The sequence below is a fragment of the Nostoc sp. genome, from assembly GCF_036917535.1.
Taxonomy (GTDB): domain Bacteria; phylum Cyanobacteriota; class Cyanobacteriia; order Cyanobacteriales; family Nostocaceae; genus Nostoc.
This window is the reverse complement of sequence record NZ_JBALDA010000061.1, coordinates 25690-38466: the sequence shown is the minus strand read 5'-3', so window position 1 is coordinate 38466 and position 12777 is coordinate 25690. Positions and strand designations below refer to the sequence as shown.

General features: G+C 42.5%; 10 protein-coding genes and 1 CRISPR repeat array. Of the genes, 5 read left to right on the top strand and 5 right to left on the bottom strand.

All coding sequences use genetic code 11. The features are described from left to right. Positions 1-233: 233 nt before the first annotated feature. The 3 genes from tsaB to V7K56_RS19790 form a co-directional block, all read right to left on the bottom strand. Entirely contained in the window at positions 234-893 is a 660-nt protein-coding gene (gene tsaB, locus V7K56_RS19800) for a tRNA (adenosine(37)-N6)-threonylcarbamoyltransferase complex dimerization subunit type 1 TsaB (RefSeq protein WP_334912756.1), read from the bottom strand. 66 nt (positions 894-959) lie between these two features. After that, a CRISPR array of direct repeats spans positions 960-1435; the repeat unit is 36 nt; unit sequence GTTTCCATCCCCGTGAGGGGTAAGTGATTGGAAAAC. A 304-nt stretch (positions 1436-1739) separates the two neighbouring features. Next, the gene (locus tag V7K56_RS19795) at positions 1740-2357 is read right to left on the bottom strand and encodes a 6-aminohexanoate hydrolase (protein ID WP_334912755.1); all 618 of its coding nucleotides are present in this window, start codon (positions 2355-2357) and stop codon (positions 1740-1742) included. A gap of 216 nt (positions 2358-2573) precedes the next feature. Beyond that, a complete protein-coding gene (locus V7K56_RS19790; RefSeq protein WP_190893341.1) occupies positions 2574-2822 on the bottom strand; it encodes a Ycf34 family protein in 249 nt (82 codons plus the stop codon). 86 nt (positions 2823-2908) lie between these two features. On the opposite strand from V7K56_RS19790, the gene V7K56_RS19785 reads away from it, so the two are divergent. Next, entirely contained in the window at positions 2909-4213 is a 1305-nt protein-coding gene (locus V7K56_RS19785; RefSeq protein ID WP_334912752.1) for a CCA tRNA nucleotidyltransferase, read from the top strand. A gap of 386 nt (positions 4214-4599) precedes the next feature. Beyond that, positions 4600-4980 carry a response regulator gene (locus tag V7K56_RS19780; protein WP_334912750.1) on the top strand — a complete coding sequence of 127 codons (381 nt, stop codon included), beginning with the start codon at positions 4600-4602 and terminating at the stop codon, positions 4978-4980. Here V7K56_RS19780 and V7K56_RS19775 read toward each other — a convergent pair. Together V7K56_RS19775 and V7K56_RS19770 are read right to left on the bottom strand one after the other, a co-directional pair. Beyond that, complete coding sequence (locus tag V7K56_RS19775) at positions 4961-5119, bottom strand: Na-translocating system protein MpsC family protein (RefSeq protein ID WP_334912748.1); 159 nt, start codon at positions 5117-5119, stop codon at positions 4961-4963. The genes V7K56_RS19780 and V7K56_RS19775 overlap by 20 nt on opposite strands. A 16-nt stretch (positions 5120-5135) precedes the next feature. Beyond that, positions 5136-5354, bottom strand: coding sequence for a Na-translocating system protein MpsC family protein (locus V7K56_RS19770; RefSeq protein ID WP_334912746.1), 219 nt, complete (start codon positions 5352-5354; stop codon positions 5136-5138). 702 nt (positions 5355-6056) lie between these two features. Between V7K56_RS19770 and V7K56_RS19765 the strand changes: the two genes are divergently transcribed. The 3 genes from V7K56_RS19765 (at position 6057) to V7K56_RS19755 (ending at position 12313) form a co-directional block, all read left to right on the top strand. Next, positions 6057-6539: a tetratricopeptide repeat protein gene (locus V7K56_RS19765; RefSeq protein WP_334912744.1), complete on the top strand. Its 483-nt coding sequence runs from the start codon at positions 6057-6059 to the stop codon at positions 6537-6539. 777 nt (positions 6540-7316) lie between these two features. Beyond that, positions 7317-7562, top strand: coding sequence for a hypothetical protein (locus V7K56_RS19760; protein WP_334912743.1), 246 nt, complete (start codon positions 7317-7319; stop codon positions 7560-7562). A 509-nt stretch (positions 7563-8071) separates the two neighbouring features. After that, a complete protein-coding gene (locus tag V7K56_RS19755) occupies positions 8072-12313 on the top strand; it encodes an ATP-binding protein (protein WP_334912741.1) in 4242 nt (1413 codons plus the stop codon). The last annotated feature ends 464 nt before the right edge of the window (positions 12314-12777 follow it).

Genomic DNA, 12777 nt, shown 5'->3' with positions numbered 1-12777 from the left:
AATTTGAACAAAACAAGCTGTGGTGTCAAATATAACTTACAAGTTCCTAGAAGCGGATTTCTAAAAATGCGTAGGCATAGCCCGCCGCAGGCATCGCTGTTTGTAGTATTTGTTATGCTCGTCCTTGGTCATTTGTCCTTTGTCATTTGCAATTTACTTAGGACAAATGACTAATAATAGCCAACTCCAAAAATATTTCACAAATGATTTAGGACTGCTATAGTTTAGAAGCATTATGCACCCTGCACTGGATGCTGCCCATAATATGGCAAAGCCTCTGACCAATTAGGAAATTTGCCCTCTTGCCAATCGAGATTAGCTAGTTTTAAAATACTTGTCACCGTCGCTGCTAGCCCAGATTGAGCTTGAATCAACTGATAATCAGTGTTCCAATTCGCTAAAGTTTCTTGCCATGCTTCTGGTGTCAACACTCTATCTGAAAAACACACTTTTAGTTTATAAGTATCTGGCTCAAACTGATAAATAGCAGTACAAATTTGACCTCGTTGGGCTGGCATTTCCACAGCAATAGTTTTTGGGTTTTGACTTTTGCTTGCTTCTGACCAAGCTACCGCAGCTAAAGTTGAAATCGCAAATACAGGAATATCTAACTGTTGTCCTAAAGTACGAGCAGTAACAACGCCAATACGAGTTCCCGTGAAGCCGCCAGGGCCTTTTGCAACTGCGATGAAGGACAAATCTGCCCAAGTTTGCGGTTTGATAAATTCAATTAAATATTGATGCACTAAGCTAGATAAATCACGCCCCAAGTTCCAAACTTGAGAGCGAGTATCGTCTGCAAAATTACTAATTGCTAGTCCTAATTCGGGAGTGGTGGTGTGTAGTGATAGAGCGTATTTTGTTGTTGTGAGGTTTTTTAGTTCAGTGGTCAAAGTTAATTAAAATATTGATTTTTTTAGAGTTGACTTAATTTATCTATTCAACCATATCATAGTCAAGTTTCCATCCCCGTGAGGGGTAAGTGATTGGAAAACAAGTTCTGTAATGAAGCACTTGAGTATGCTTGATGGAGTTTCCATCCCCGTGAGGGGTAAGTGATTGGAAAACGTTTCAGGCAAGAGGGTTTGAGTTTAGGCGCGTGAATGATAAAGTTTCCATCCCCGTGAGGGGTAAGTGATTGGAAAACTTCAGCTGCTACTCGTTCAACTATTTCTGCCAAGTGTTTCCATCCCCGTGAGGGGTAAGTGATTGGAAAACACAATTAGAAACTTATTATATTGACCCAGACCTAGAGTTTCCATCCCCGTGAGGGGTAAGTGATTGGAAAACAATTATCAACGAGAAATGGAAATTCTTTATGCAAAACGTTTCCATCCCCGTGAGGGGTAAGTGATTGGAAAACCCAAGCATCGGAAGGTATTTGAAGCTTTGGGAAGTAGTTTCCATCCCCGTGAGGGGTAAGTGATTGGAAAACCCCACCCTTCTACAACCCTTACTGAGACTGACCTTGAAGGGTCATTTTCGAGGGGTTATAATTTACTTGTCAATAAGCCAAAATTATTGATAAAAATATAAAAGTAAACCCCCTCAAACGCTTACACAGCAGCTTTTCGAGGGTATCAACGAAAGAATAAGGGTTTGAGCGATCGCTATAATCCCTCGCAAAACTTACATGTGCAAAGTCAAAATAAATACTTTTGCTTTCACTAGGAAACTTGGTATTGAATTGTCAAGGTTCTGTTATTCGCTTGCTGTTGACTCTCTAATAGCGATCGCGGCTAGGATGAGGGATTTTGATTACCGCCTTGCTGTCTCAGTAGATAGTCTAAAACTCGGTCAATTCGCTCCAAGGCAGCACCCGTAGTAAGTTGAAACTCCTGAAACTGAGATTTTTGTTCCTCAAAACTTCGGTCAAGCTTTAGCATGAGTGCTTCTAATCGCTCAGTTCGTGCCTTTGTTTCCTCGATCTCACTGCCTGCCTTTGTAAATAGGCGTTGCGTGTGAGTGATAAAATTATCAACCCTATCAGAAACTTGGTCAACCTTTGTCCCTACCTGGTCAATACGTGCCCCTAGTTGATCGAGGTGAGATTGAGTATGGTCTTGTTTTATGGTCAACTCATCAAGGTGAGATTGAGTACGGTCTTGTTTTATGGTCAACTCATCGAGGTGAGATTGAGTACGGTCTTGTTTTATGGTCAACTCATCAAGGTGAGATTGGGTATGGTCTTGTTTTATAGTCAACTCATCAAGGTGAGATTGGGTACGGTCTTGTTTTATGGTCAACTCATCAAGCCGCCTGTTTGCTGATTCGGTATAGCTAGCAGTAGACACTAGCAATCGTTTTACAGTTTCGAGTTCATCTTCTACATGGTCTAGTCGCTGTGCGTTGGTCATGCTGTTTTCTCTTGGCTAGCTTTTTTATCTTCTGCGATCGCTTTCCTGACATCTCCTCCCTTTACCATGAATTTGCGATCGTTGAAGGACAAAATCTCATTACAGTAATTTTCATGTATTTAAAGCACATCTGTTGTAAGGGCACAGCATTGCTGTGCCCCTACCGTGTGGTCTATTTACCTGAAAGTAGCTGTAAGATACACCAATCATTTTTTATCAAGTAGGCACTAATTCACCAGGACGCAATTTTGACCACTTACCTGTTTCCCGCTTAAAACTCAGACAACCAACAACATCCCATTCCATTTCAATCACATCCTCTTTAGTCCGAATGTTGACATTGATAGAAGGTTCATTCGGATCAAAATTTGGTGTTTCGGTCAAGTGAGGCTGTTGGTGCTGCCCTTCTACGGCATGATAGGTAACACATCGGTCTACATAGTGGCAGTTCACGCAAATACACATAATAGAACCAACTCCAGGGGCCTTTATTGTTAATCTAACTTAAGCCCAACTGTTATTCATGAGTTGCTGGGTTGATTTTTATTACAATGCACGAATCAATTCCTTCTACCCTCGCTCCCGAAAATTGGCCTTTCAGCTTGGAATTCTTGCCAGAACCAGCTTACATAGTAGGTGGGGCTGTCCGAGATGCTATCCTTGGCAGAACTCGCGAATATCTGGATCTAGATTTTGTTATACCATCCAAAGCGGTAAAGGTAGCAAGAGCGATCGCTGATCATTACAAAGCTGGTTTTGTGTTACTCGATGCCGAACGACAAATTGCACGTGTGGTTTTTCCCCACGCTACAGCTGACTTTGCCCAACAGGAAGGAAATAGTTTAGAAGTTGATTTGCACAGACGGGACTTTACAGTAAATGCGATCGCCTATAATCCCCATACGCAAGAGATTATCGATCCTCTGCAAGGTTATGTAGACTTACAACAGGGCATTTTGCGAATGATATCATCCGCGAACCTAGAAGATGACCCTTTGCGGTTAATGCGAGGTTATCGCCAAGCCGCCCAACTAGGTTTTACTATTGAACCAGCTACCCAAGCCGCAATTCGTTCTTTGGCATCGCATATCAGCAAAGTTGCAGCCGAAAGAGTTAGGGTAGAAATTGGCTATCTACTCAGCAATTCTCAAGGTACTCCTTGGATCACAACAGCTTGGGAAGATGGTTTACTTACTCCTTTCTTCAAAAATGCCACCCGTGAAAGCTTACTCAAACTAGCAGCAGTTGACACAGCCGCCGCCTTACTCACAGAAAAGTGGCAACAACTGGGTGTACAACTGCAAAAATATGTCCGCGATAGTATTAAAACTACTTGGCTAGCTATTGCCAAACTTGCTTGTCTTGTCAACCAAAATTCAGAATTAGCAGAAATAGAGTTACAGGAACTAACTTATAGTCGTGCAGAAATCCGAGGTGTAACTACTGCTCTGAAACTGTTACCGCAATTTCAAGTAGTTGATATGTCCTTGCGAGAACAATACTTTTTGTTTCATGACGCAGATATTGTGTTCCCCGCTACCGCAGTGCTAGCTGTAGCAATTAATAATTTGGTAGAGGTAATATTTGGTGACAAACCACTACACACAGCAGTGGAAACTAAAGCAATGAGCTACCAAGTCTTAGCACCTTTGATCGACCGCTACCTCAACCCTGATGATGCGATCGCTCATCCCACTCCACTAGTAAGCGGGAAGGAGTTGATTATAGCATTGGATATTCCAGCTTCGCCAATCATCGGTCAACTGTTGACAGAAATTGCCGTAGCACAAGCTGAGGGGAAAGTTTCAACATTTACAGAGGCGATCGCTTATGCACGTCAGTTAATTGATGGTTAAATATACTTAATTAATTTATGGTAATGTAACAAAGGCAATATCTAAGTAATTTTGGCACTCCTGCCTAAGGCTGGTAAATCTGCAACTTCAAGTACTTTAAGTATCCCCTACTTACCATAAAATACCGATCTTTATAATAAATCCTAGCAATTACATTCATCACTTATGATAGTATTTGCTTGATGTTATGACTGCTTTGCTATGTTATATCCTAAAATTTAGCGCCGATGGATAACCGAATGAACTATACACTAACCTATTCATTTTTATGCCTGAGTTGGTCGTTCGTATATTGAATTAAACACATATTATAAACAAAGACTTTCAGGTTTTCCTGATGGATAGAGTTTTTATGCCCAACTTTTCTTGGACAGGACTAACTGCTTATGAATGGACAGCCTTTAATTTTGGTTGTAGAACAGAGTTTACATGATTTAGAGCTACTTAATTCTCATCTAGGAATATTAAATTTTTCATGTATTTGCACCAAACAAGGGGTGAGGGCTGTGATGTTGGCACAAACTCATCAACCAGATTTAATCCTGCTAGATATGAAGCTATCTAATTTGAGTGCGAACCAAGTCATTGACGATCTCAAACATGACTCAAAAACTGCTACCATTCCAATTATTGCAGTCACACCTCTAACAACGGTACAAGATGATCGCTCCACGATGCTCACAGCAGATGATTGCATTACTAAACCTTATGATTTTAATCAATTAGAAGTAGTAATCAGTCGCCACATCAGTCAGCTAAATTCCTAACATTTATCTTGGAAATAGATTCGGGATTACGAACTTCAGATAATTCCTTGAGAATTACAACAATCCCAGAACGATCTGTTGTTAGATTTGTGTTTGTCATCAGGTAGAGGACAGGTTGACCAATAATTTCCTCAATCAAATTTTTTAAATCTGATTTAATTATTTTCTCTAAATATAATCGTACTTGCTTCAGCTAAAGTATTATAACCTCCTTTTAATAAAGTTTGTTCAGCTTGGGTAACAGAGTTTTCTATAGAAATTACGATTTCAGTATCAAAAAAATGACAAATGATTTGGCTAGGGGATTTTCCTAGTCTATCATTATATAAATTTATAATCTGCTGTGATATTTCTGTTTTTACAGCAGTTTTCATTTGCATGAAGTACAAAGTTACGGGTTTTGAAGGCAGAAGGCAGGAGGCAGGAGGGAAGAGGTAGAAACTCTTTATATTTGATAAATCAGTCCTGGATTTTGTACCTCACTTACTTGCAATCTACTGTAATTGTCCGATAGTCGGTTGTATCATTAGTACTTACTATGTAATATTTATTGTTCTCATCGGGGAATTGAAGCATCCAACATTATAGTAGATGATTATGGAATAGCTGAGAAATTTAATCACTATTTTATATGATGTATTTAGTATGTATTTATTTAAAAATATTTCCAAATTTGATGAAGTAAAATTTGTTAACTCACAATTTGTGCAGTATTAAGTTAATAACTGAATTTGATTGTCATTTGCTCATGGCTAATCGGCTTATTTTATGCTACATCAGCTTAGGCGTAGCCCACCGTACCTGTATTTCACAATCCAATACTTAATTAGCCATGTTCATGCAAATGGTCATCAATGACAGACGCATACAGTGCCACATCAGAATGTAATGTACATTACAAGACTCTCTAAACCTCCCGGTGCAGCTAGTAAGCAGATAAATTTAGGTTCTAATAAAGACTATGTTAGCCACTAAGACATTAATCACGCCTAATTTAAAGATGACTTTAAAAATGATTTAATCGATATATTTTGTGAGAAAGTTAATACAAAGGTATATTCACTGATCTTAAATTCATGGATTCTTTATTTATCAATTCCTTACTTGAAGAGTTGAAAAACCCAGATCCTACAGTGCGCGACAACGCAACCAGAAAAATCTGGCGAATCTGGTTTCAGCAAAAGGGAATCTATGGGCTGGAAATAATTGACCGCAGTCAAAAGTTACTGGATGCAGGTGAAATTGCTGAAGCTGAAATAGCGCTGACGGCATTAATTAAAGACCAGCCAGATTTTGCCGAAGCTTGGAATCGTCGGGCTTTCCTCTATTACAGTATTGGTGATTATCAAAAGTCTCTGGCAGATTGTCAGATGGTTATACAGATAAATCCAATACATTTTGGGGCGCTTCATGGTATGGGCTTATGTTATGCAGCAATAGGAGAGTATGGTCAAGCTATCCGAGCTTTTCAACGTGCTTTAGAAATTCAGCCCTATTCGCTAGTGAATCAAAAGTTGATTCTAGAATGTACATTTAGATTCAGCTACAACCACAGATAGGAGAGAGCATCATACTGTTTTATGAATCCGTTATCATCCTCATCAACAACAATTCATCGCCTTAGTCGTCATAGTTTTTTTCAATACGCTTCTATCTGAATTAATAGCAGCGTCATTGCTGCTTGTATTAACACCAACCAACCGTCAACTAGCAATTCTCGGTTGAATAAAGCTAACTTTAGTACAAACTAGATAGCACAAGCTGAACACGGTGGATTTTACGAAGCGATGTCTACGACGGGCTGCGCCTACGTTACTGATATTTACAAAGACTACAGTTTAGATGTAACTATCAAGGAGGAGTGGTTTTTAGGTTCTCAGTAGTACTCAATTGTTGATGGGGGGTACGGTAGATTTCTTTATGATTTATGGCATAGATGCCGTAAATGCCATAGCCACAGTTACTGCAATTTTCAAGAAAGACCCCTGGTGTCTGATTGCACATCCCAACTCAGCAATTAAAATTCTTGCCGATTTTATTTTTTACTCTCTTAAACTAAAGGTTTTTCTAATACCAATTCAATTAATGATTGCAACACATCCTTGGGTAAAGACGCGATGAATCGCGTCTCTACGAATGGTCTATTTGTCGCATTCTTTTTTCAAATTGGTATAACTATAGCAAAGTGCTGTTAGCGGAAGCGGGCGTTTAGCCCGTGCTGAGTGTTGAGCAAAGCCGGAGACTCCGAAGCTCCGGTCTGAATATAAACCCACTGAAATCAAGGCTTTGAGCAATCAACATTGTCCTAACCTATGTAACTACGGCTATATAAGCCATTGGCACGGCTGACAGGGGTAAAAACAGAATTGCCAAAGCTGCTTGAGAAGGGCAATACAAACAATCTCAAGGAAGCATGTATAGTTGCACAGAACCATATCAAAGATTTAGAGGAAGCTGTCATTAGCGGACAGTTTTTGCAAGAAACATACTATTTTGAACCTAGCCTTGTGAATAAACCTCCCTTCTTTACCCCTGAAGAAGAAGAGTTTGCCCGAACGGGTATGTTTACAGAAACGATTTAAATAACTAGGTGGGTGTAAATATTTGTCGTTGGGATAAGGCAGGATAGCGCCGCGTTAGCGAGTCCGCGTACTCTGTAAGAGTTGCAAGCTACGCGCAGCGTCTCGTAGAGAGCGTCGCCAGAAGGCAGGAGAGAAGAGGGTTTTAGCCTTATTCATTATACCAGTCCCCAGTCATTCTTTCATCCAAAGCTTTTGAAACTTGTTTTATAGAGACTGCCTCCTGCATTTCTTCGGATATCCCTAATGAGAATCGCCCTTGGTAGTTTGAAATATCGATGATATAAAGGAGACTATAAAAATAGCAAAAATAGAAACTTGCCCCGAAAAGGCAGTTTCAATGCTTTGAAAAGTCACAGCAGAGTTGGCATCTTACACTGTATGTATGTGCCTTTGAATATCCTCTAAAATGAATGTATATAAGCGTAAAGGTCTAATTTATAGAGGATTTTTCCTAACAGACAACCACCGATGTAGCCTGTAACCAACACATGACCAATCGAGAGGAATTAATGAAACACGAATCAACGTTAGCAAGCAACGCCGACGTAAATTTCCTTATCGGTGGCGGTGAAATGGGTGCCAGGATGCGAGAATATGATTGGTTAAAAACGTCCCTTGGCCCAACACAGCAGTGGCCACAGAGTTTGAAGACTGCCGTGCGAATTATGCTAACTTCCCGTCAACCTATGTTTGTTTGGTGGGGCAAGGAACTGATTAACCTTTACAATGACGCTTACAAAGCAATTATTGGCGGCAAACATCCAGAAGCGCTTGGGCAGCCAGCTTCCTACGTATGGCGGGAAATATGGGATCAGGTTGCACCTCGAGCCGAATCGGCGATGCTGAAAAACGAGGGGACTTACGACGAAGCCCTGCTGCTAATTATGGAGCGCAACGGCTATCCAGAGGAAACCTATTATACTTTTTCATATAGCCCGGTTCCTAATGACCAGGGCGACACAGGTGGGATCATCTGCGCTAACACAGACGACACGCAGCGGATTATCAGTGAGCGTCAGTTGGCACTTTTGCGCGAACTTGCAACGAGGACGGCAGACGCGCGGACATTCGATGAAGCCTGTACGTTGAGTGCGAGTTGTCTGGAGAGTAACCCTTACGATCTCCCTTTCGCCATGATTTATCTGGTCGATCCAGATCAGCAGCAAGTTTTTTTGGCTGGAACGTGCCGCATCGGGCAAAATCATGTAGCAGTTCCAGAAACAGTGGCTCTCGATGCTGATTGCGTTTGGCCCTTTGCGGAAGCGATCAAAACCCATCAGCCAAAACTGATTTCTGATTTGGAAATGTCTTTTAATAATCTACCTTGTGGTGTTTGGCAGCGATCGCCCCATCAAGCGATCGCAGTACCCATCGCCCCATCTGGTCAAACTGGAAAAGCTGGTATATTAATCGCTGGTTTGAATCCCTTCAGGCTATTCGACGACAATTATCAAGGATTCATTGATTTAGTTGCGGCTCAAATTGCAGCCAGTATCGCTAACGCCCAAGCTTACGAGGAAGAACGCAAACGCGCTGAAGCCTTAGCAGAAATTGATCGCGCGAAAACCGTCTTTTTCAGCAACGTCAGCCACGAGTTCCGTACCCCACTTACTCTCATGTTGGGGCCATTAGAGGACACCTTAACCACTTGTGCTACTCTGCTTCCAGCGAAAGAACGAGAGCAGCTAGAAATGGTGCAACGCAACGGACTTCGGCTGCTGAAACTGGTCAACAGCCTACTAGATTTTTCACGCATTGAAGCCGGAAGGGTTGAAGCATCTTATGAACCCACCAACCTTGCCACCTTCACCGCAGAACTAGCTAGTGTATTTCGTTCAGCGATAGAACGGGCACAGATGCAGTTATTAGTTAATTGTCCTTCCCTGCCAGAACCAGTGTATGTAGATCACCAGATGTGGGAAAAGATTGTTCTTAATCTGCTCTCGAATGCCTTCAAGTTCACAATGGCTGGAGAAATTGCGGTTAGTTTGCAGTGGTCAAATGACCATATTGAGTTTGCAGTCAAAGACACAGGCATCGGTATCCCAGCAGAAGAAATCCCCCACCTTTTTGAACGATTCCACCGCGTTAAAGGGGCGCAAGGACGCACTTTTGAAGGGTCAGGAATTGGATTATCACTGGTGCAAGAATTGGTGCAAATGCATGGTGGAAGAGTTGATGTTACCAGTCTTCTCGGAGTAGGCAGTTGCTTTACTGTGTCAATTCCAACAGGATATGCTCATTTGCCTCCAGACCGGATTAGTGCCCCGCGAACTTTAGCTTCAACCGCATTAGGGGCAACACCCTATCTAGAAGAAGCCCTGCGGTGGCTACCACAAGGAGCAGGGGAGCAGGGGAGCAGGAGAGCAGGGGAGAAGGAAGTATTTTCTGCTTTGCCCCTTTGCTTCTCTGCATCTTCTACTCGGATTCTCCTGGCTGACGACAATGCAGATATGCGCGATTATGTCAAGCGATTATTAAGTCAGCAGTATGAAGTGGAATCAGTGCCGGACGGTTTAGCTGCTTTGGATTCTGCTCGTGAGCGTGTTCCAGACTTGGTACTGACAGATGTAATGATGCCTGGATTAGATGGCTTTGGACTGCTGCAAGCATTACGAGCCGATCCGCAGACGCAAAAAGTTCCAATCATCCTGTTGTCAGCACGGGCAGGGGAAGAAGCACGGGTGGAAGGGTTAGAAGCGGGAGCCGATGATTATCTAATTAAACCGTTCTCTGCCCGTGAATTGTTGGCGCGGGTAGAAGCAGCCCTAAAAATGGCTCGTCTCCGCCAAGAAGCAATGGAACGTGAGCAAGGGCTGCGAATCGAAGCTGAGCTAGCAAAAGCACACCTAGAGACTGTCATCGCTGGTATCCAAGACCAGTTCTTTGTGTTGGATCGAGAGTGGCGTTATATCTTTGTCAACGATCAAGTAGCGGAAGTTGTTGGCATCCCAAAGGAAGAGTTGCTAGGTAGGATCGTTTGGGAAACACTTCCCGATCTGGTTAACAGCGAGTTTGATACCCAGGTTCATCGGGCGTTTGCACAAAACACTGTTGTTCAGTTTGAATACTTTTATGCGCCTTGGCAGCGCTGGTTTGAGAATCGCATCTACCCCTTTGCAGAAGGAGTCAGCATTTTTGTTACAGATATTAGCGATCGCAAACAAGCAGAAAAAGCACTTCGTGAAAGCGAAGAAAAGTTCCGCAACATGGCTGATAATGCCCCCTTTATGGTTTGGGTAACAGACACCAATGGCCACTGCACTTACCTCAGTCAAAGCTGGTACGATTTTACAGGTCAAAGCGAGGAAATGGGTCTAGGATTTGGCTGGTTAAATGCTGTGCATCCAGAGGACAGTAATTATGCTAAGAATGTTTTTCTGGAAGCTAATAGGAGTTACTCGGCCTTTTGTTTGGAGTACCGCTTGCGGCGCAAAGACGGTAAATATCGCTCTTGCATCAATGCCGCTAATCCGTGGTTTGGGGTGGACGGTCAGTTTAAAGGTTACATCGGTTCAGTAATTGACATTACCGAACGCAAAGTAGCAGAAGCCGAACGCGATCGCCTCCTAGAACTTGAGCAAGCTGCCAGAACTGAAGCCGAAAGAGCCAACCGGATTAAAGATGAGTTCCTGGCGGTACTTTCCCATGAATTGCGATCGCCTCTCAATCCGATTCTTGGTTGGGCAAAACTCTTGCAGACTCGTGAGTTTGAACCAACAGCGCTGAAGAAAGCGATCGCAACTATCGAGCGGAATGCTCAATTACAAGCTCAACTAATTGAAGATTTGCTCGATGTCTCTCGGATCTTACAAGGCAAGCTCAACCTGAAGATGTTACCTGTCAACCTAGTACTTGTGATTGAGGGGGGATTGGAAACAGTCCGTTTGGCAGCAGAAGCTAAAAATATTCAAATTCAGACGCTGCTGAATGCTTCTTTTGGGCAAGTTTTGGGTGATTCCGGTCGTTTACAACAAGTTATTTGGAATCTCTTATCGAATGCTGTTAAATTCACTCCTGAAGGAGGAAAAATTGATATTCAATTAGAGTGCGTTGACGCTCAAGCTCAGATTACCGTCAGCGACACAGGTAAGGGAATCAGCCCTGAGTTTCTGCCTTATGTGTTTGAATATTTTCGTCAGGCTGATAGTACAATAACCCGAAAATTTGGTGGCTTGGGGTTAGGGTTAGCAATTGTTCGTCATTTGGTAGAATTACATGGCGGCACGATTCGGGCAGAAAGTTTAGGTGAAGGGCAAGGAGCTATTTTCCGAGTCAGGCTACCATTAATTAAAAAAGATTTAACTCCAAAACAAAACATAGAGATTGCGGCATTAAATACTTCTCCTGGGGCTGAAATCCTTGCAGGCATCCAAATCTTAGTTGTAGATGATGACAATGATACCCGTGACTTCCACACATTTGTACTAGAACAGGCTGGAGCAATGGTGACAGCAGTGACATCAGCAAAAGAAGCATTGCAAGTTTTGGCAGAGTCAGAACCAAATATGCTCCTCAGTGATATTGGGATGCCAGAGATGGATGGCTATATGCTAATGCGCCAAGTTAAAGCATTGCAGGCAAACCAAGCCAAACAAATTCCGGCGATCGCTTTAACTGCTTATGCCGGAGAAGTCAATCAGCAACAAGCACTTGAATCAGGGTTTCATAAGCATCTGTCCAAACCTGTCGAACCAGATGAGTTAGTCAAGGCAATTGCAACTCTAATTGGTAGAAGTGGGAATGTCTGAGTATTCAGTTGCACAGTTGCGGTGCATAAACTGTATAAACCTGAGTTCGACGTAACTGGACTTTAATTTTGACTTTTGACTTCCCCGTTCGCATAGCGTCTCGCAGAGAAGGGGCTGACACGTGGCACATGGACTTATTTACTATTCATGCTGAAACAATAAGCAAAGGGGCTAGGAAGTTAGGTTTGAGACCCTTAAGTGTTAGCAAAAAATACTTTTCAAACATCCTCTAGATTCCAATGCCCTGAGATTTCCTGAATAATTCTCAGCGATATGCCAGCATTACTCATCTGGCTCGATTTAGCTCGCGATGACGACAGCCGCGAAATAGACTTCTGCCGTATTGTAGCAAGCATAGCGATTCGGATTGAAGGCATTGTATTTGTCTGCACAATTTGTACGCATGTCTGCAAGGAGGCGCGCATCGCATACCTTTTTGTCCGTCGGGCTGTCATAACAGAGAT